Annotated in this window: 14 protein-coding genes; 8 read left to right on the top strand and 6 right to left on the bottom strand. The window is 69.9% G+C overall.

The genetic code is table 11. From position 1 onward, the window contains the following. Positions 1–79 precede the first annotated feature (79 nt). Positions 80–664: a TetR/AcrR family transcriptional regulator gene (locus tag A9310_RS24600; protein WP_226514402.1), complete on the top strand. Its 585-nt coding sequence runs from the start codon at positions 80–82 to the stop codon at positions 662–664. Positions 665–680: 16 nt separating this feature from the next. On the opposite strand, the gene A9310_RS24605 is transcribed toward A9310_RS24600, so the two are convergent. The 4 genes from A9310_RS24605 to A9310_RS24620 form a co-directional block, all read right to left on the bottom strand. Then, positions 681–1,160, bottom strand: coding sequence for a DUF4383 domain-containing protein (locus A9310_RS24605; protein ID WP_065632816.1), 480 nt, complete (start codon positions 1,158–1,160; stop codon positions 681–683). Positions 1,161–1,263: 103 nt separating this feature from the next. Further along, positions 1,264–2,688, bottom strand: coding sequence for a condensation domain-containing protein (locus A9310_RS24610; protein ID WP_254661330.1), 1,425 nt, complete (start codon positions 2,686–2,688; stop codon positions 1,264–1,266). After that, positions 2,689–4,185, bottom strand: coding sequence for a condensation domain-containing protein (locus tag A9310_RS24615; protein WP_065632817.1), 1,497 nt, complete (start codon positions 4,183–4,185; stop codon positions 2,689–2,691). Positions 4,186–4,201: 16 nt separating this feature from the next. Then, positions 4,202–5,659 (bottom strand): condensation domain-containing protein, encoded by a 1,458-nt coding sequence (locus A9310_RS24620; RefSeq protein WP_065632818.1) that lies wholly within the window; start codon positions 5,657–5,659, stop codon positions 4,202–4,204. A 599-nt stretch (positions 5,660–6,258) separates the two neighbouring features. On the opposite strand from A9310_RS24620, the gene A9310_RS24625 reads away from it, so the two are divergent. Genes A9310_RS24625 through A9310_RS24635 form a run of 3 tightly spaced genes read left to right on the top strand, consistent with a single transcriptional unit; the run spans position 6,259 to position 9,005 of the window. Then, a complete protein-coding gene (locus A9310_RS24625; protein ID WP_065632819.1) occupies positions 6,259–7,260 on the top strand; it encodes an ATP-binding cassette domain-containing protein in 1,002 nt (333 codons plus the stop codon). Further along, a complete protein-coding gene (locus A9310_RS24630; protein WP_065632820.1) occupies positions 7,257–8,087 on the top strand; it encodes an ABC transporter permease in 831 nt (276 codons plus the stop codon). Before A9310_RS24625 ends, A9310_RS24630 begins: the two co-directional genes overlap by 4 nt. A 39-nt stretch (positions 8,088–8,126) precedes the next feature. Beyond that, positions 8,127–9,005 (top strand): glycosyltransferase family 2 protein, encoded by an 879-nt coding sequence (locus tag A9310_RS24635; protein ID WP_065632821.1) that lies wholly within the window; start codon positions 8,127–8,129, stop codon positions 9,003–9,005. 28 nt (positions 9,006–9,033) lie between these two features. Here A9310_RS24635 and A9310_RS24640 read toward each other — a convergent pair whose 3' ends face one another. Further along, positions 9,034–10,365 (bottom strand): glycosyltransferase, encoded by a 1,332-nt coding sequence (locus A9310_RS24640; protein ID WP_223258810.1) that lies wholly within the window; start codon positions 10,363–10,365, stop codon positions 9,034–9,036. 179 nt (positions 10,366–10,544) lie between these two features. On the opposite strand from A9310_RS24640, the gene A9310_RS24645 reads away from it, so the two are divergent. The 4 genes from A9310_RS24645 to A9310_RS24660 are packed head-to-tail and all read left to right on the top strand — an operon-like array spanning position 10,545 to position 16,072. Then, a complete protein-coding gene (locus tag A9310_RS24645; protein WP_254661331.1) occupies positions 10,545–11,897 on the top strand; it encodes a glycosyltransferase in 1,353 nt (450 codons plus the stop codon). Next, entirely contained in the window at positions 11,894–13,363 is a 1,470-nt protein-coding gene (locus A9310_RS24650; protein WP_065632824.1) for a hypothetical protein, read from the top strand. The genes A9310_RS24645 and A9310_RS24650 overlap by 4 nt, the downstream gene beginning before the upstream one ends. A gap of 31 nt (positions 13,364–13,394) precedes the next feature. Next, the gene (locus tag A9310_RS24655) at positions 13,395–14,777 is read left to right on the top strand and encodes a hypothetical protein (RefSeq protein WP_065632825.1); all 1,383 of its coding nucleotides are present in this window, start codon (positions 13,395–13,397) and stop codon (positions 14,775–14,777) included. Further along, positions 14,774–16,072, top strand: coding sequence for a glycosyltransferase (locus A9310_RS24660; RefSeq protein ID WP_065632826.1), 1,299 nt, complete (start codon positions 14,774–14,776; stop codon positions 16,070–16,072). Before A9310_RS24655 ends, A9310_RS24660 begins: the two co-directional genes overlap by 4 nt. A gap of 78 nt (positions 16,073–16,150) precedes the next feature. Here the strand turns inward: A9310_RS24660 and A9310_RS24665 are convergent, their stop codons facing one another. Then, on the bottom strand, positions 16,151–20,047 hold the full coding sequence (locus tag A9310_RS24665; RefSeq protein WP_083207520.1) for a multifunctional oxoglutarate decarboxylase/oxoglutarate dehydrogenase thiamine pyrophosphate-binding subunit/dihydrolipoyllysine-residue succinyltransferase subunit: 3,897 nt from the start codon (positions 20,045–20,047) through the stop codon (positions 16,151–16,153). Positions 20,048–20,134: the final 87 nt, after the last annotated feature.

Consider the following 20,134-nt stretch of genomic DNA (forward strand, 5'->3'; position numbering starts at 1 on the left):
GACCAACGGCAAGACGACCGGCGACGAGTCGATCGGCGACGACGGCGGTGACCGGCGCGTGCCGCACAAACGCACGCGCATGAGTCCCGAGGCACGTCGTGACCAGCTCATCGACTACGGGCTCGCGATGGTCAGGGAACGACCGCTGGAGGAGATCACGATCGACGCGATCGCCGAGGCCGCCGGGGTGTCGCGCGCCCTGCTGTTCCACTACTTCGCGTCGAAGCAGGAGTTCCACGTCGCGATCGCACAGGCCCAGGCCGACCGGATGCTCGCCCGCACCGAGCCGGACGAGTCCCTCGGCGACCCGATCGCGATCCTGACCGCGTCGATGGCGGCCTTCGTCGACTACGTGAGCGAGAACCGGACCGCCTACACCGCGCTGATCCGCGGCGCGTCGAGTTCGGACGCGGCGATGCGGGAGGTCGTCGACCGCACCCGCGAGGTGATGGTCGGCCGGGTGCTCGACCACGCGCCCGTGTTCGGGGTCGAGGTGACGCCGATCGTCGAGATGAGCGTGCACGGCTGGATCGCGTTCGTCGAGGAGACCACGATCCGCTGGCTCACCGCCGAACCGATCGACGCCGAAGCGCTCACCCGAGACGAACTGCTCGCCCTCATCACCGCCGCGCTGCCCGCCCTCGCGGCGGCGACGATCCAGTAGAGGCCGGCGACCGGGTTCAGATCCGCTGACCGCCGACCGGTCCCGTGCGGCGGGTGCCGGTTGGGACCGAACGACCGCGCAGGAGCAGGCCGAGACCGACCATCCCGACGCCGAGTACGAAGTGCAGCCAGTTGTCGGCGGTGTTCACCGGGACGAAGTTGGCGGCGCTGTGGTGGTCGATCAGGAGTCCGTACACCCAGAGCACCAGGTACACCGCGCCGCCGGCCACGAGGTAGAGGAACGACGAGGACGCCGTCCGCGCCATCAGGATGCCCGCCACGCCGAAGAGCAGGTGGACGATGTTGTGCAGAACCGACACCTGGAAGATCCCCAAGAGGGCGGCCTCGGAATGATGGCCGGCGAAGGTGAGGGTGTCGTAGCCGGTGGTGATGCCCGGGATGAAACCCAGGATGCCGACGAGAAGGAACACCGCACCGACCGCCAGTGCCGCGATCTGGATGGGTGACCGGGCGGTTCGCGCGTTCGCAGATGTCATGAGAGCCGACCTCCGGAAGAGACCTGGATCGTCGCGGCGGGTTCTGCACCACGGCAGGGGACGACTGGGGAGTATCCCCCTCGCGACCTCCTAAACCTGGTGGTCAGAGACCGACCACGTGCGCGGTGTCCGCGCCTCCGTCCAGCTCCTGGATGTCGTTGTCGTCGGCCCCCGCCAGTTCGACGCCCGCCCGCAGGGTACGGATCAGCTCGTCGGTGAACCGGCGGATGGTGCGGTGCGCGGTCAGCGTGTCGGGGTGCCGGGCACGCAACGCGAGTCCGTCGTCGGTGCGCGAGATCCAGAACTGCGCGTCGTCGGCGGTGGTCGCGTTCGAGATGTGGTGGGCGTCGATGGTCCGGTGCCGGTCGGCGCCGGGGAGCAGCCGGTAGTCGACGTAGGACACCATGAAGATGTCCGGGCGGGTGCGACGGAGTCCGCCCATCGCCTCGATCACCTGTGGGACGGGAACCTCGCCGAGCGTGACCGCGCGGCGGAGTTCGGGCCCGGTACGCCGGATCGTCTCCAGCAGATCGCCGGTGCCCACGACCCGCAGCGGGGCATTGGTGGTGAACCATCCGACTGCGTTGCGCCACCTCTCTTCCCGTCGCGTGTGCATCGGGAACAGAAGTGGCAGTTCGGGTCCGCCGCCGCAGCGGCGCACGGCGTCGGCCATCGCGGCCAGCGTCCCGCCGAACACGCTCGCGCCGCTGCGCCGGCACAACTCGGCGAACTGCTCCGTCTCCCGCCGGCCGAGGAGTACGCGCACTTCGGTGGCCTGTGGCGCGGTGGCGCCGGGTTCGACCCCGAGATCCAGCGGGAAGGTGGGCAGTGTGCCGTCCCGGTCGTCGAAGAACCGGAGCCATCGGCGCATCCGCGGGTCGGACAGTGCGACCGGGGGCGCTTGTGACTCCGCGGCGCAGAAGTCGACGAAACTCCCGCTCATCGCGAGGGCGGTGGGATCGAAAAGCTGGCCGTGCCAACGGTATCCGTCGTACAACCGGTGCAGGTCGTCGATGACGATGGAGATCGAGTAGGCATCCACATGGGAGTGGTCGAATCCGCAGATGATCGTCGACGCGTCGTCGCGGTCGATTGCCGCGAACAGGAACGCGGGGTAACCGAAGGGGTGACACGCGCGATCGAGGGTGTCGCGAAGCCGGTCGCGTAGGACGGTGTCGGCGGTCGTGTCGACCACGCTGCCGAGGTGCAGGACCAGGTCGTCCGGATCGTATGCGTGTCGCCGGATTCCCGCGGGCCCCGCCGAGAACGACGACCGCAGGGTGCCGTGCCGGGCGATGAGCGCCCGGTAGGCGGACCCGAGCGCCGCACGGTCCACGCGCCCGCGGACGGTGAACGCGGCGGCCAGCCACGTACTCGAGTCACCGGCCGTGGCCAGGTGCACGGTCTGGTTGAACGACGGTGGTACGTCGGACATCTCGGGCCGGGCGGCCGAGACGTCCACGGTCCAGGTCAACAGCTCGCCGGCGGGTGGGTGGTAGCGATCGATGGTGGTGACGTGCACGCCCACTCACGCTCCTCTGCGTAGCGCCGTGTCGGTGGCCGGGGCAGCTCGCCCGGAACCGGCCGCCGGTGCCTGGATTCGCCGATCGCCGGTCGCGGCGATGTCGGTCATGATGTCGCGTAGCCGCTCGTAGTAGGGCCGGGCCACCGACTCGGCGAAGGGCGTGCCCGGGATCTGGCTACCCAGGTAGAGCTCGTCGTGATCGCGATTGATCCACGCCGACGCATTGGCCGTGCGCCCCTCCCCGGTGAACAGCGCACCGCGCCGGAAGGCCTCGCGCGAGGTGCCGGGGAACCAGCGGAAGTCTATGTACGACAACAGGTTCGGTGCGGTGATGATCGCGTCCGGGGTGGCCCCGGCGGCGGCGATGGCGGCCAGTGCGGCGGCGACCGGGACGCCGGCCAGGTCACGAGCGCGGCGACGGGCCGCATGGGCCGCCGGGATGAGTTCGGAGAACGTCGACGCGCCGGCGAGGGAGAACTCGACCGGGGCGAAGTTGCAGAACCATCCCTGCGACGTCGCGTACCCGTCGAGCGCGGCACGCGTGTTGAACACCGTCATGCCGTAGTAGTCGTCCGCGCCGGCCAGTTCGCGGTCGGCGACGGCGATGGCGGCGTAGATGCCGTCGACGAACCGACCCCCCGCCGCCCGGCAGGCGGCGTCGAAGGCGACGATGCCGGCGCGATCGAGCAGTGAGACCTCGACCCCGGCCACCTGCGCTGTCTCTCCCGGACTCAAGCCGAGGTCCAGTGGGAAGCGCGGCATCTGCAGGTCGTGGCGTCGGAAGATGTCCTGCCATGCCCTGGTCTCGGGCGACCCGGCCAGATGCTCGGCGGTCACCTCGGCTTCCGCGGCCGCATAGGTGAAGTAACTCCCGGCGGCCGGCGTCGCGGGGTCCGGCTCGGGGTGGCCGTGCCCGTCCGGCCGGATCAGTTCGGCGTAGATCTGCGCGATCTCGTCGAGGGCGAGGGCCTGTGAGGCGCCGTCGGAGAGCGCGTGATCGCACGCCAGGAAGATGGCGAAGCCGCCCGGGCGGCGGACGGCTCCGAAGGAGAAGCCGGGGAAGGAGTCGCTCGGGGTCTCGCGGTCGAATCGGTCGACGAGATAGGGGTGGATGTCCTCGGTGCTCGCCAGTTCGCCGTCGATGTGTGCCTCGAACTCGATGTCGGACGGGTCGACGACATGGGCGGTGACCTCTCCGTCGCGGCATTCGAACCAGGTGCGCAGCACCTCGTGTCGCCGGACGAAGAGCGTCAGGGCGGTCCCGAGTGCCGCGGTGTCGAGGTCGCCGTCGATCTCCGTGCCCGATCCCAGGTATCCGCGATGGGTACGGCCCGCGGCCCGGGCCACCGCAGCACCGCGGACGTGGTTCTGGGCCAGGAAGGTCACCGGTGCGGTGTGGACGGGAGTGGCCGCCGCGGCCGCGCGGCACGCCTCGGTCGGATCGAATCGCACGGCGGTTCCCGGTTGTGGGCGCCAGTTGCCCATGGCCGTGATTCTCATCGGGTCCTCTCGTCGGTCATGCGGGGCGGGCGCCGTCGATCGCGGTGGCGCCGGCGAAGTTCGCGTGGGTGTAGGAGGACAGGGGCAGTCCGGTGCCGGTGGTGGCGAGTGCTCGCAGCACTGTCGCGTAGGTCGTGAGGAGGTCGCGGATGCTCGCGTCGGCGGGGTCATGGCCGGGATGCCGGGCGGACAGGGTGATCCCGCCGGGTACACGCGCGATCCAGAGGTAGACCTCGCGGTCCGACCGTGAGCCGCCCCGCAGGATCTGCGCGCGGGCCGCCTCCCATTCGGCCGCCCCGGGGACGTGGCGGATGTCGAGATACGACACCACGAACTCGGGTTCGCCGCCGGTACCGAGCAGTTCGACGATGCGCTGGTAGGGGAAGGACGGCAGATGGCGCACGGCGTCGATGGCGGCCGCGGTCGCGTCGAGGGCGTCGTCGAACGTGTGGGCGGCGGTGAGGTCGACCTCGAGCGGCGCCAGACCGACATACCAGCCGACCGACCCGGCATACCGTGCCTCGGATCGGGTGTGCATCGGCATGGTGAGCCGCAGCGTGTCCCGGCCGGTGAGTGCGCGGAGGGTGACCGCGAGGGCGGCGAACACCGCGGTCTGGGTACCGTGTCCGCGCGCACGCGCCGCCGAGGTCATGAAGGTCGCCTGGTTGTCGGTGGCGACATACTCGGAGATGCCGCGCTGGCGCGGGGTGCGCGCACGGTCCCGGGTCTGCAGGTGCGGACGGACCAGCGGGAGGTCGAAGCCCGGGGTCTCGGCGGAGCTGTCCAGGAAGGCGCGCCATTGTGCGACGACGGGGTGATCGACGGTGAGTCCGAGTCCCACCGCCCGATCGTGGACGCTGAAGTCGAGGTGGCTGCCGACCTCCGCCATCTCGGTGGACGAGCCGTGCCGTGGGGAGAGGTAGAGCCGGCGGATCTCGCTCATGCTCAACAGGATCGAGTACGCATCCATCACCACGTGGTCGGCGGCGAAGGCGACGGTGAAGCCGCGCTCGGACTCGATCGTGGCCACGATGCAGTGCGGCCACCGCGTCGGCGCGAGCCTGGTGTCGAAGATCGCGGTGAGCAGCTCGCGGACGTCGTCCCCCGAGTCGAATCCGCCGACGGCCTCGGCGTCGACTCCGAGATGCGCTCCGCGGTAGGTACGCCGGCCGCGGTGCGGGTCGTCGGCCGTCGGGTCCGAGGTCGAGCGGAGGGCTTCGTGCCGGGTGATCCACCCGCGCAGGCAGGCATCGAAGTGCTCGTCGTCGAGATCGTCGTCGATCTCGAAAACCGCCCCGAGCCAGGAGGCCTCGTCGGAGTCGCAGGCGGTCGACCGTCGTATCGAGGCGGACTGGTCGTAGGTGAACGGTCGCGGATCGGTGTGCCAGCCCGCGGAATCCGCGCGTGTGGTCGGTGTCCAGATCGTCACCGTCCCGGGCGGGACGGGATAGTCGGACAGTTCGGTGAACTTCATTCGCGGTCGTCCATGCGTCGGTCATCCGTTCTCGGGCCGCGACGCCATGCCATGCCTTCGCCGGCATGGCCCCCCGGCCCATGAGTTCTGATCTGAGACAACAGGAATCGCCCGTACCCCGATGCACGCGCACGACCTTGTCCGACGACGTCCCGGAGGTCTCTCCGGTCGAACGGACCGCATCACGGCCGCCTGTGTCTGAACCGAGCCTAAGCGGTCACATCGGACATGTGCTGCGGCAGGAGTCCGTGAGCTTGATCACGGGGACGGTGTCCAGGTGTGCACGGACGCACCGTCGGTGTCGGAATCGCGCTGCGAGACAGAGGTTTTTGATCCGAATTGGGTGTTCGGCCTTGCGGTCAAGGGCGTTTCGTAGCGTTCATGTAAAGAACTCATGACGAGCGGCTGCCGCACAGGGGTGGCATCGGAGGGAATGCGCGGTCAGGCCGCGTTGCGCCGAAATGCATTGGCGGGCAGCACGGTATGCCGGGACAGGTCACGTTGCGGCGTCCGGAGAGCTCACCTACCGTGGGCCGAGAAGGGTGCCGGCAGCGGAGCGAGCGGCCCACTCGAAGTCGAATACACGCATCGGGGGTGCCATGTCCACGACCGTCCCGGCCATCGAGGCCCACGGTCTGACCAAGCAGTACGGCGGGACGCGTGCTGTCGACGCCGTCGACCTCCACGTACCCGCGGGCGGGGTGTTCGCCCTGCTCGGAACCAACGGTGCGGGCAAGACCACCACCGTGCGCATGCTCGCGACCTTGCTGCGCCCGGATGCCGGGGGCGCCCGGATCTTCGGGCACGACGTCGTCGCGGAGGCGACGGCGGTTCGATCGCTGATCGGGGTCACGGGGCAGTATGCCTCGGTCGACGAGGATCTCACCGCCCGCGAGAACCTGATGATCTTCGGTCGTCTGATCGGTTCGTCGCGCCGCCGCGCCCGGGTCCGTGCCGACGAACTGCTCGAGGAATTCGGGCTGGGTGCGGTCGCCACCCGCCGGGTGGGGCACTTCTCCGGCGGGATGCGCCGGCGCCTCGATCTCGCGGCTTCGCTGATCACCCGGCCTCGCTTGCTGTTCCTCGACGAGCCGACCACCGGACTCGACCCGCGGACGCGGGCGCAGATGTGGCAGACGGTTCGTGAGATGGTGTCGCGCGGTTCGACCGTATTGCTGACCACCCAATATCTCGACGAGGCCGATGAACTCGCCGATCACATCGCGGTCATGGATCGCGGCCGAGTGGTCGCCGACGGGACCGCCGACGAATTGAAAGCCGGAGTCGGCGACATGAGTGTGAAACTCGAATTGGCCGATGCGGACGATCTGATCGCCGCGGCAGAGGTGTGCGCGCCGTTCACCGCGAACGGCGAGGCAACGATCGCGCGCGGCGAGGGCATCCTCGTACTGCCCATGTCCGACATCGACCCCCTCGCCGACATCCTCGGTGCGCTCCGCGCGCGCGGGCTCGGGCTGACCTCGGTCAACGTCGTGCGCCCGACCCTCGACGAGGTGTTCTTCGCGCTGACCGACGGGGGCGACCCCACGCGATCGGCACCGATGGCGGCACAGGCGGATTCGGCGGGAGCCCGCGCATGACCACCGGTTCCCTGCAGCCGAGCGCACTCGCCGCCGGCGACGCCCCGGCCGAATCCCACGACCGGGTTCGGCCGACCGCCGCGGTGATGCAGTCACTCACCATGACCCATCGTGGCCTGCTGAAGATCAAACACAACCCGCAGCAGCTGTTCGACGTCATCGTGCTTCCCATCGTGTTCACGGTCATGTTCTCCTCGATCTTCGGCGGCGCGATCGCCGGGAACGTGGTGGGCTACCTGCCGCTGCTCATTCCCGGCGTACTGGTCCAGGTGTGTGTCGCGGCGTCGGTGGTCACCGGCGTCCAGCTGCGCGAGGACCTCGATCGCGGGGTGTTCGACCGGTTCAAGTCGCTGCCGATCGCGCGCATCGCGCCGCTGGCCGGCGCACTGGTGGCCAACACGTTGCGGTATGTGGTGGCCTCGGCCATCACGGTCTGCGTCGGGGTGATCATGGGGTACCGGCCGGCGAGCCCCGTGGGGGTCGCGGTCGCCTGCGTCCTGATCGTGGTGGTGGCATTCTCGCTGAGCTGGATCTTCGCGCTGCTCGGCGTCCTGCTCGACAAGGCGTCGACCGTCCAGGGCGTCTCGATGCTCGTGCTGATGCCGATCACCTTCGTGTCGAACGCCCTCGTCCCGATCGACACCATGCCCGGGTGGATGCAGGCCTGTGCGTCGGCGAATCCGGTCTCCCATCTCGTCACGGCGGCGCGCGGACTGGCCGCGGGCGAGGACGTGGGAACCGACATCGCCTACACGCTCGTGGGCGCGGCGGCGGTCCTCGCCGTCGTGGTGCCGGTGACCCTGCGGACCTACATGCGGCGGACCTGAGTGTCCGCACCGAACCGATCAGCGCAAGGAGTAGCCATCATGGGCACGCCGCTCACCTTCTCGGTGGTCGTCCCGGTCTTCGACGAGGAGGACACGATCGGCGACTGCCTGACCCGCCTGGCCGCACAGTTCGACCAGATCACCGAGATCGTGGTGGTGGACAACAACTCGACCGACGGCGGCCGGGCGGTGATCGATGCCTGGTGTTCGGCTGATCCCCGTGTCCGGGTGATCGACGAAGTACGACAGGGGTTGGTCTACGCGCGCAACACCGGACTCGACGCCGCGACCGGTGATCTCATCGCCCGCATCGACGCCGACACCCGGGTGCCGCCGGACTGGGCGCGGACGATCGTGGAGTTCTTCACCGCGGATGTCCGCGGTGACTGGGCGGCCCTGTGCGGGCGAGGGGAGGCCTACGACGTGCCGCTCGCCGGCAGGTTGGACCGGTGGAAGACCCGGCTGCACCCGCTGAACAGGTTGCGGGGCGAGCAGTCCGTGTCCGAGGTGCCTGTCCTGTACGGCTCGAACATGGTGCTGCGCCGTGCGACCTGGGTGCGGATCCGGGACCGTGTCAGCATGCGCCGCAACATCTTCGAAGACGTCGACATGGGACTGTGTGTCGGTGACGCCGGGGGTCGGAACGCGTTTCTCCGCTCGCTGACCGTCGGGGTGTCACCGCGCCGGATGGAGACCGGCATGGTGCCGTTCGTCCGCTACATGAGTTTCCTGCCGCGCACGTTCCTGCTGCACCGTCGCTTCGGGTTGGCAGCGGGTTCGGCGGCGGTGTACGTGCCCGCAATCACGGTCGCGCATGCGCTACGACTCGTCGTGTTGCGGTCCTACGACTCCCGGACCGGGCGTGTCGACCCGCGAAACCTGTTGCGGGGCGGTGGTTCCGATCGAGTCCTCCCATAGGGTCGGGCGGTCGGTCGGCGTTCCGGGATCAGCCGGCGCCGCGCACCGTCGTGACAAGCATCGTGTCCTCGACGATGTCGGCCGCCGCGTGTACGGCCTCGTCGGGGGCGATGAGCCGACTGCGGAGCTCGGCGGACCGTCCCCGGACCTCGGTGTCCAGGATCGTGTCGAGGGCGCCGATCAGCGACTCCGCTGTCACCCGCGCCATCGGCAGCGTGGCCCCGACAGCGGCCTTGCTCACCGCCCGGCCCCAGATCGGCTGATCGGCGCCGACCCACGTGATCAGCGTCGGCAGGCCGGCACGCAACCCGGCGGCCACCGAACCCGCGCCGCCGTGGTGGACCGCGGCCCGACACCGCGGCAGCACGGTGTCGTGATCGACGTGTCCGACGACGCGGATCGCATCCGTGAGTCCCGATGCTTCGGATTCGGATGTGGCAGAGCCGGATTCGGTCGACATGAAACCGCTCCAGCCGCCCGACACCAGCAGGCGGATCCCGAGTCGCCGCGCTGCGGTCCGGAATGCATCGGCCAGACCGTCGGGGTCGGCGGGCAGCATGCTGCCGAAGCCGACGTACACCGGGGCGTCGCCGGCGTCGAGCCAGTCGGCCAGCGTCCCCGCTCCCGAGGCCCCGTCGAGTCCGGCGTCGCCCACCCCGGCGCGTTGCGCGGCCGCAAGGGTGAAGAACCCGACCAGCGGCCGGCGCCGGCCCCACTGGGTCGCGAGTCCGTCGAAGAGAGCCGGATCGTAGGCCTGGATCTCGGGAACGCCGGTACGGCCGATGAGTTCGGAATACGGGTGGTTCAGCGGCGACAGTCCGAGATCGGCCCGCAGCGTGGTCTCCGCCGAGCGGGTGGCGAGCCACAGGGCGCGTTCGGCGACGCGCCAGCTCAGGTCGTTGACGATCGCCGGGGCGTCGATGCCCAGGTGCGCGAGCAACGACACCGAGCTGTTGCGCCGGATGGGGCAGTAGTGCAACGGGATGTGGGGGATGCCGAGGACCGCCGAGACATTGTGGGCGCGTTCCTGACCGGCGCTGCTCGCGATGATCGCATCCGCGCCGTCGGCGAGTTCGAGCAACCGCTGCTGCATCGCCCGGCCGTCCCGCACCGACATCGCCGACACCGCACGCAACCGGGTCCGGGGGTTCTTCGACCGCATGTCCTCCCGGACCATCTCCGAGTCGAGCAGGGCACGGGTGCTCGACCCGTACGACTCGGTGGGAACCCCTGCGCCGCTGCCGAAGTCGACCAGGTCGGGTGGCAGCGCGAGAGTCGCCGTATGGCCCCGGCCCACGAGCTCGGCGGCCAGGGCGACGGCCGGCTGGGCATCGCCGCGACTGCCGTTGACTGCGATCACGAACCTCAACGTCGAACCCCTCACGTCTGGGTGCGGTCGGATGGGCGACCCGTGCCCGGCGGTGGCGGATCGGGACCGATTCTAAACACGGTCGGCCACCGCGGCGCGCGGCCGGAGACCGGGATCACCACCCGGCCGGGGGCCGGGATCACCGGGCGGTCGGCATGAGGATCTCGTTCGTGATCAACGGAACCCGCGGGGACGTCCAACCGGCGACGGTGCTGGCCTGCGCGCTCGCGCGGCGCGGACACGACGTCCGTCTCGGGGTGCCGCCCAACATGATCGGGCCGGCTCTGGATTGGGCAGACGGCATCACCGGGCTCGAGGTCGTGCGTCTCGGCGTGGACACCCGGGCCCACCTCGAGTCGGTGGCGCGAGCCCGGAAGCAGGCCGGCCGTCATCCGCTGCGACGGCTGCGCGTGCTGCTGTCGCTCCGGAACGCCGGGTGGGACCAGCTCGTCTCCGACATGGCCGAGGTCGTCGACGCTGCCGATGTCATCGTCACGGGATTGATCACCGAACAGCCCGCTCTCGCCTTCGCCGAGTCCGCCGGCGTCCCCCTGATCTCCCTTCATCACGCGCCGGTGCGGCGTAACAGTCGGGTCGCACCGGTGCCCGGTCACCTCCCGGGCGGACCGCGTGCCGTCCGGACGCAATGGGCCGCCTACGACGCCGCGTTCGCCGTCCTCACCCGACGGCGTGAGCGCCGGCTGCGCATGCACCTCGGGTCGCCCGGGTCGTCGGCTTCCTACGCCGCCCGACTGCGGGCAGCGCCCGGCCTCGAATTGCAGGCCTACGACCCGATGTTCGGCGTAGAGCACGAACGCAGATGGACCGCCGACTCCGCGGTTCGTCGTCGTCCGACGGTCGGTTTCCTCGGATCGCCGGCAGACCAGCCCGTCGCCGGGTCCGACGCGCTCACGTCCTGGCTCGACGCCGGGGACGCCCCGATCTATGTCGGATTCGGGAGCATGCCGCTGCGGGGAGAGGCGGCCACCTTACGCGTCGTCACCGAACTCGGTCGGCGGCTCGGTCGACGAGTCCTGGTGTGCGCCGGCTGGACCGAACTGGACGCCGAGGTCCGGGCCGAGATCGCATCCGAGGCGGTGCGGATCGAGTCCCAGGTCGATCACCGCACGGTCTTCGGCCGATGCGCGGTGGTGGTCCACCACGGCGGCGCCGGAACCACGGCGGCCGTTCTGCGCGCGGGCCGGCCGTCGGTCGTCTGCTGGTACGGCGCGGATCAGCCGTTCTGGGGCGCCGAACTCGAACGCCTGGGGGTCGGCGTGGCGATGCCGATGGCCCGCGCGGGACGGGACCTGGACGTGGACCGGTTGACCGACGCCGTCGCGTCGATGCTCGATCCCGCAGCCGCCGAGCGGTCCGGACGGCTCCGCGACGCCCTGGTGGCCGAGGATGTGGCGCTCGGGGACGCCGTGCGCGAGATCGAGCGTTCGGTGACAAGCTCGAGCACGGGGCCACGGCTCCCACAGGGACCACACAGTCACAGCGCAACGAAGGTGGACGTATGACGACGACGAAGTCGCCCATGGCCGAACAACCCGACGCCGGGCGGGCACCGGGTCTGCGTGGCCTCGCAGCCCGGCTCCGCGACGAGCGGGCGGCGATCCGAGGCGAGCGCCTGACCTCCGAGGACGCCCCGTTCTGGTTCGTCACGCCGGCACTCGGCTGGTCGGTGGTGCTCCAGCTCGTGTGGGTGTTCGACGAGGAGGTCTCGATCGAGACGCTGACCGCGATGAACGCCGCGTTCGCGCGAGGGCGCCTCAACCGCATGCTCGTCGTACCGGATGTCGTCGGAGCCCGCCCGCGGTGGATTGCCGCGCCCGACGCACCCGGGCTGGCCGCCGACAGCCGACCGGTGCCGGAGGCGAAGATCGACGACTGGGCGACCGCCGAGATGTCCTCGGTTCCCCTCGACGCCGAGGGCGGGCGGTGCTGGCGCCTGCGGTCGGCGCCCACCGCGTCGGGTGGAACGGTGGTGTCCCTCTGTGCCCTGCACGTCGTCACCGACGGTCGCGGCATGCTCGCGGCGGCCGCCGAGGCCGCCTCGGCGTCGGAGGTGCCACTGGCTCGCGACGCGGACCGGGCGTCCGGGGCCGATCTTGCGGCGACGACGCGTCCGCCGGTCTCGTGGCGGCGGCAGCGGATCGGCGACCTCGCCGACGCCGGGTCGCAGGCCGGCGCGGTCCTCGCCGGGCTCGTGCGGGCGGCACTCGAGCAGCGCAAGGCCGGTGGCCCCGAACCCGACCCGCGTCCGGTCCGCGCGCCGATAGCCGAACGGTCGCCGGCCGCCGACTTCACCTGGGCGACCGCGACGGTCCCCGCGACGGACTTCGACCGGGTCGCCGCCGACCACGACGGCACCGCGAACACGCTGTTCATCGCGGTGGTCAGCGGCCTGCTGCGTTCCAGTGGCCATGCGCCGCTGCCGAATCCGATCAAGGTCGGGGTCCCCGTCGACCGTCGTGAGAGCGAGGCGGACACCCGGTCCAACCCGATCGCCGGTGTGTCGGTGTRCCTCACCGACGAGCCGGTCGCCGGTGGCGATCTCGGCGGCATCCGGGCGGCGTGCARGGCGGCTTTCGTCCGACTGTCGGAGGGTCGCCGGGCACCGCACATCCACCTGCGGCCGTTGGCCTGGTTCCTGCCGCCCGCGGTCATCGTGAAACTGGTCAGCGCGGGCAACGGGATCCCCGACGCGGTGATCTCCAACCTCGGCGACATCCCCCCGGAGGCGACGGTGCTCGGCGGGCGGTCGGCGCGGAAGGTCGCATTCCGCGGCATGGCTCAGGGCGTCGACGCCTCGGTCGGCCAACGCTTCGGTGACGGCGTCCAGTCGTGGCTGGTCCGCACCCGTGATCAGGTGACCTTCACCGTGCTCGGTTGCGACGAGACGAGTTTTCCCTCCGATGCCGTGGTCGCGGACCTGCTCGACCGGGAACTGACGGCCTGGGGTCTGCCCCATGAGATCTGGTGATCATGACACCTCGTGAAGCTGAGGAGCACACGTGACGGCAACGGCAACCGACACCCGTCCCGCCGAGGTACTCCGCGTGACCGGCCCCGACGAGTCGTACCTGCTCGTCGCGGAACTGTTCGGGATGGGTGCGCCCATCCAGATCACCTGGGTCTTCGACGACGACCCGGGGGACGCGGCGATCGAGTCGTTGTGCGCCGGACTCGCGGCCGGGCCGCTGCATCGTGCGGTGTCGCGCCGTCGGGTCCCGTTCGCCCGGCACCGCTGGGTGCGATCGACGATGCCGGTCCGACCCGGGCCGGTGGCGGTCGTCGAGGCCGACGCCGTCGGGGAGTGGGCCGACGCCGTCCTCCGCGCGAGCCGTCTCGATCCCGTGCGGGGAACCGGTTGGCAGCTCGACTCGGCCCGGATCCGCGGCGGCGGGCGCGCGGTGTCCCTGCTCGCCTCCCACATGATCACCGACGGTCACGGCCTCTACCGGCTGGTGGCCGACGCCGCGGCGGGCCGCACCGCCGGTCTGCCCGCTCCCGTCAGCGGACACTCTTGGGAGGCGGTCCGCGCCGACGCCGCCGACGCCGCCGAGTCGGTGCGCGCAGCCGCCCGATCAGCGCGAATCCTGATCCGCGAGGCCCGGGCGGCGCGAGGCACCGACACCGGGTCCGCCGACACCCGATCCGCGCCGGGATCGTCGCGTACCACGCGTCCGGCGAGACCACGGTCCGCGCCCGAGCCGGACACGACGCTGGCGACGGTCGACGTCTCGGCAACCGAATGGGCCGCGCGCGCCACCGAGCACGGCGGTACCGGCAACTCCCTGTTCACCGCTTTGCTCGCCGGTGTCGTGCACCGTTCGGGTCGCCCGCTCGACGGTCCGATGAAGGTGTGCATCGCGGTCAGCAAGCGGGACGGCGACGACGACAACCGCGCCAATGCGTCGGGCGGGGTGTGGATCCGCCTTGCCGACCCCGTCGAACCGGACACCGACCTCACCGCCATCCGGTCATCGAGCAAACGGGCCTTCGTCGACTACGCCGAGTCCGGGGCCGATCAGGCCGCCGACAACCTGCAGCCGATCGTGCGCATTCTGCCGAGACGACTCATCGGTCGGTTGATGCGCGGAATCCCCGGACCCGACACCACCGTGTCGAATCTCGGGGCCACGCCCGACTCGGCGATGCGGATCGGCGGTCACACCGCGTCCCGGTTCGCCATCCGCGCGGTGATGCAGGGGATGCCCGCCCAGGAGCGGCGCGAACGCGGCCCGGCGGTCGCCGCCTGGGCGGTCACCTACGGCGACACCGTCACGCTCACCTTCTTCGGCATCGACCCCGACGATTTCGGCGATCCCGTCCGGCTGCGCACACTGATCGCCGACGAGTTGACCGCCTGGCGGATCGGACATCGATTCTGGTGACGTCGGCACACATCGCGATCGTTCTGTACGGCAGCCGGGGCGACATCCAGCCCGGTATCTGCCTCGCCCTCGAACTCCAGGTGCGCGGCCACCGCGTGAGCGCCCTCGTCCCGCCGAACCTGGCCGGCCTCGCGCGGGCCACCGGCGTCCGCGACGTCCACGAGATCGGTCTGGACTCCGACACCGCGTGGTCGTCGGAGGACGCGCGGTCGGCGCGCAACAGTCGTAACCCATTGGCGCGGATGGCGTTTGCGCTGCGGACGGTCCGCGGCGGATTCGACGCCCTGGACGCCGCCCTCGAGCGACTCTTCATCGCGGGTACGGCGCCGCTGCGCGACACCGACCTCCTCGTCGTCGCGCCGCTGTGCCAGGACCGCGGGCTGGCGGTCGCCGAACATCTGGGCATCCCGCTGACCGTGCTGAGATACGGCCCGATGTCGGAGAATGGACTCCTCGGCGCCGTACCGGGACTCACCGACAGCTGGTCGCCGGACTCGAAGCGGCGCTCCTGGCGCCTCGCCGACCGGTTGACCTGGGCCGCGACGGGGTGGAACGAGAATCGGTTCCGGCGCCGGCTCGGGCTCGACCGGGCTCGGCGACCGCTGCCGGTGCGGCTGAACGCCTCCGGGATCCCCCAGATCCAGGCCTACGATGCGGAGATGGTTCCGGGCCTCGCCGCGGAGTGGGACGATCGCAAACCCGTCGTCGGATTCTTCGACCTGCCCGCGGGAAGCCGGGCGGGTATCTCCGAGATCGACGCCGGGGCAACCGATCTCGGCCGATGGCTGGCCGCCGGCGAAGCTCCGCTGTTCGTGACGTTCGGCAGCATGCCGATCCTCGACCCGGAGGCTCTGATCGCCCGCTGGCGGACAGCCGCCCGTGCCCAGGGGGTGCGCTGCCTCATCGCCATGGGAGATCCGACCGGAGTCGATCCCGACGACCCGGACGTGTTCTACGTCGCGGGTGTCGACCACGCGTCGGTCCTGCCGCGATGCGCGGCCGCAGTCCATCACGGCGGCGCCGGCACCACCGCGGCGAGTCTGCGGGCCGGCCTCCCCACCCTGGTTTGCGCGGTCACCGCCGATCAGCCGTTCTGGGGTGAACGGGTCCGTGCCCTGGGCGTCGGGGCGGCCGTCCGGCTGTCGAGTTTCACCGACGACGACGCGCGCGCGGGTCTCGCGGTCCTGTTCGACGACGGAACCCGTTCGGCCGCTGCTGCTCTCGCCCGCCGGATGACGCCCGCCGACAAGGCCGTCGCGGCGGCCGCCGACATCTGCGAAGCCCGGCTGACCTAGAACCGGCACCCACGACCGCTCAGACGACTGCGGCCACCGACCCTCTCGGGTCGGTGGCCGCAGTCGTCGTCTGGCAGGTTACTCGCCGAAGGCCTCGTCGAGGATCTCCTGCTGCTCCACCGCGTGGACCTTACTCGATCCCGACGACGGCGCGGACATCGCGCGGCGCGAGACCCGGCGCAGTCCGCCGAGCACATCCGGCAGCACCTCGGGCAGCCAGAGGCCGAGGAACGGCCACGGACCCTGATTCGCGGGCTCTTCCTGGACCCACCGGAACTCACTCGCGTTGCCGTACTGCTCGAGCGTCTTGCGCAGGCGGCGGTGCGGCACCGGGTAGAGCTGCTCGATGCGCACGACCGCGATGTCGTCGCGCCTCTCCTTGTCGCGTCGCGCGGCGAGTTCGTAGTAGAGCTTGCCGCTCACCAACAGGACGCGCTTCACCTTGCTGCGGTCCGCGCCGTCCTTGAGGAAGTGCGGGTCGTCGATCACCGAACGGAACTTGTCCTCGGTGAAGTCCTCGACCGGGCTCACCGCGGCCTTGTTGCGCAGCATCGACTTCGGGGTGAAGACGATGAGCGGACGGCTGATGCCGTCGAGCACGTGGCGGCGCAGCAGGTGGAAGTAGCTCGCCGGCGTCGACGGCAGGGCCACCGTCATCGAACCCTCGGCGCACAGCTGCAGGAACCGTTCGATGCGGCCCGAGGTGTGGTCGGGTCCCTGTCCCTCGTGGCCGTGCGGCAGCAGCAGCACGACGTCGGAGAGCTGGCCCCACTTGGCCTCACCCGACGAGATGAACTCGTCGATGATGGACTGCGCGCCGTTGACGAAGTCGCCGAACTGCGCTTCCCACACCACGAGGGCGTCCGGGTTGCCGACCGAGTAGCCGTACTCGAACCCGACGACCGCGAACTCCGAGAGCGGGGAGTCGTAGACCATGAACCGGCCGCCGTTGCTCTCCTCGTCTGCGGGCTGCAGGTGGTTGAGGGGGGTGTACTCCGAGCCGGTGCTGCGGTCGATGAGCACCGAGTGGCGCTGGGTGAAGGTGCCACGGCGCGAATCCTGGCCGGACAGACGCACGGTGCGCCCCTCCATGACCAGCGAACCGAACGCCAGCAGCTCGGCGAACGCCCAGTCGATGTTGCCCTTGCGGGCGGCCTCGGCGCGACGCTCCAGGACCGGCTTCACACGCGGGTGCGGGGTGAATCCGTCGGGCACGTTGACGAACGCGTCGCCGATGAGCTCGAGCGTCTTGCTGTCGACCGCGGTCACCAGCTTCGTCGGCAGCGTCTGGTCGGCCTCGACCGAGGGCGACGGCTCGACACTGAACTTCTCGAGTTCCTTGACCTCGTTGAAGACGCGCTCGAGCTGTCCCTGGTAGTCGCGCAGAGCGTCCTCGGCCTCCTTGGTCGAGATGTCACCGCGGCCGATGAGGGCTTCGGTGTAGCTCTTGCGGACGCCGCGCTTGGTGTCGATCACCTCGTACATCGCCGGCTGCGTCATCGACGGGTCATCGCCCTCGTTGTGTCCGCGGCGGCGGAAGCACACGAGGTCGATGACGACGTCCTTGTGGAACGCCTGGCGGTAGTCGACGGCGAGCTTCGCGGCCCAGACGCAGGCCTCGGGGTCGTCGCTGTTGACGTGGAAGATCGGTGCGCCGATCATCTTCGCCACGTCGGTGCAGTACTCGGTCGAGCGCGAGTGTTCCGGTGCGGTGGTGAAGCCGACCTGGTTGTTCACCACGATGTGTACGGTGCCGCCGGTGCGGTAACCGGGCAGCATCGCCATGTTGAGCGTCTCGGCGACCACACCCTGACCGGCGAACGCCGCGTCGCCGTGCAGCATAAGCGGGAGGATCGGGAAGCGATCGTCCTCGTCCATGAGGTCCTGCTTGGCGCGGACCAGACCCTCCAGCACCGGGTCGACTGCCTCGAGGTGGCTGGGGTTGGCGGTCAGCGACACGTTGATCTCGTTGTCGCCGAACATCTGGTAGTACTTGCCCTCGGCGCCGAGGTGGTACTTCACGTCGCCCGATCCGTGCGCCTGCGACGGGTTCAGGTTGCCCTCGAACTCGGTGAAGATCTTCGAGTACGGCTTGCCGACGATGTTGGCGAGCACGTTCAGACGGCCGCGGTGCGGCATGCCGATGACCACCTCGGAGAGGCTGTGCTCGGCGCTCTGGTCGATCACCGCGTCCATCATCGGGATGACCGACTCGGCGCCCTCGAGCGAGAAGCGCTTCTGCCCGACGTACTTGGTCTGCAGGAACGTCTCGAACGCCTCGGCGGCGTTGAGCTTGCTCAGGATGTACTTCTGCTCACCGACCGGCGGCTTGACGTGCTTGATCTCGACGCGCTCCTGCAGCCACTTCTGCTGCTCGGGCTCGAGGATGTGGGTGTACTCGACACCGACGTGCCGGCAGTACGCGTCGCGCAGGATCGACAGAACGTCCCGCAGCTTCATCTTCTCCTGGCCGTGGAACCCGCCGACCTTGAAGCTGCGGTCGAGATCCCACAGCGTCAGCCCGTAGTTCTGGATGTCCAGATCCGGATGGCTGCTGCGCGCATCGCTGTCCATCATGAGGGGATCGATGTCGGCCATCAGGTGGCCGCGGCTGCGGTAGGCCGCGATCAGCTCGAGGACGCGGGTGCTCTTGTCGACGAGGCCGGCGGGCAGGTCGCGACGCCAGCGGATCGGCTCGTAGGGGACGTGGAACGCGGTGAAGATCTCGTCGTAGAAGGCGTCGTCGATCAGCAGCTCGTGGATCGTGCGGAGGAAATCGCCCGACTCCGCGCCCTGGATGATCCGGTGATCGTAGGTCGACGTCAGCGTCATGAGCTTGCCGACGCCGAGTTCGGCGATCTGCTCGTCGCTCGCGCCCTGGAACTCCGCCGGGTACTCCATCGCGCCGGCGCCGATGATGGCGCCCTGGCCCTTCATCAGGCGCGGCACCGAGTGCACGGTGCCGATGGTGCCCGGGTTGGTGAGCGAGATGGTCACACCGGAGAAGTCGGCCGCGCCGAGCTTGCCGTCGCGGGCGCGACGGACGATGTCCTGGTACGCCGTGTAGAACTCGGCGAAGCCCATCGTCTCGCATTCCTTGATCGCGGCGACGACCAAGGTGCGGTTGCCATCCTTGCCGACCAGGTCGATGGCCAGGCCGAGGTTGGTGTGCGCGGGTGTGACGACGTTCGGCTTGCCGTCGATCTCGGCGAAGTGCCGGTTCATGTTCGGGAACGCCTTGATGGCCTGCACGATCGCGTAACCCAGGATGTGGGTGAAGCTGATCTTGCCGCCTCGGGTCCGCGCGAGGTGGTTGTTGACGACGATCCGGTTGTCGATCATCGCCTTGGCGGGCACCGCACGGACGCTGGTGGCCGTCGGGATCTCCAACGACAGCGCCATGTTCTTCGCGATGGCCGCGGCGGGACCGCGCAGGACCTTGTTGCCGTCGGCGCTCTCGGACTTCTGTGCGTCCGACTTCGCGGACCCGGACTTCTGGGCCTCGGGCGCGGCGGCCTTGCCCGCCTCGGGCTTGGGCTGCGAGCGGGCCGACCCGTCACGGCTGGCGACGCTGTGCCCCGACGCCGCCTTCGTGGCGGTCGACTCCTTGGCGGGGGTGGGTTTGCGCGGTGCCGTGCGCGCCGGGGTCTGATCCAGGGTGACCTGCTTGCGCGGCGTGGTCTCGGTGGCCGGCGCGGAGGTGTTGCGTGCCGACCCGTTGGTCGACGCACTCGTGGTCGAGGAGGAGGACGAGGTGGCCGCTGTGGTGGCCGAAGTCTTTGCGGCAGTGGGCTTTGCGGAATTCGAGGGCGGAGCGGCGGCCGGGGCGGAGCCACCGTTGTCGCCGGGTTCGTAGTTCTTCAGTAGTTCGTGCCAACTCGGGTCGACCGAGTTCGGGTCTTCTTGGTATTGCTGGTACATTTCCTCGACCAGCCACGTGTTCTGTCCGAAGTCTGAAATCGAACTGCTGCTCACAGCGGTATCTCGCCTCAATTCCCTGAAGGTGCCGGGTTCTCTGCCACGCGTCGTCTCTTGTGGAGACTATCGGTGAACCACCTGACG

The sequence above is a fragment of the Gordonia sp. UCD-TK1 genome, from assembly GCF_001691435.1.
Classification (GTDB): Bacteria; Actinomycetota; Actinomycetes; order Mycobacteriales; family Mycobacteriaceae; genus Gordonia; species Gordonia hongkongensis.

What these genes read in the sequence shown, in the direction of transcription:
- A9310_RS24605 (WP_065632816.1), bottom strand. Translation starts at nt 1,160, where the DNA reads ATGACATCTGCGAACGCGCGAACCGCCCGGTCACCCATCCAGATCGCG.
- A9310_RS24625 (WP_065632819.1), top strand. Translation starts at nt 6,259, where the DNA reads ATGTCCACGACCGTCCCGGCCATCGAGGCCCACGGTCTGACCAAGCAG.
- A9310_RS24600 (WP_226514402.1), top strand. Translation starts at nt 80, where the DNA reads ATGAGTCCCGAGGCACGTCGTGACCAGCTCATCGACTACGGGCTCGCG.
- A9310_RS24620 (WP_065632818.1), bottom strand. Translation starts at nt 5,659, where the DNA reads ATGAAGTTCACCGAACTGTCCGACTATCCCGTCCCGCCCGGGACGGTG.
- A9310_RS24630 (WP_065632820.1), top strand. Translation starts at nt 7,257, where the DNA reads ATGACCACCGGTTCCCTGCAGCCGAGCGCACTCGCCGCCGGCGACGCC.
- A9310_RS24635 (WP_065632821.1), top strand. Translation starts at nt 8,127, where the DNA reads ATGGGCACGCCGCTCACCTTCTCGGTGGTCGTCCCGGTCTTCGACGAG.
- A9310_RS24615 (WP_065632817.1), bottom strand. Translation starts at nt 4,185, where the DNA reads ATGAGAATCACGGCCATGGGCAACTGGCGCCCACAACCGGGAACCGCC.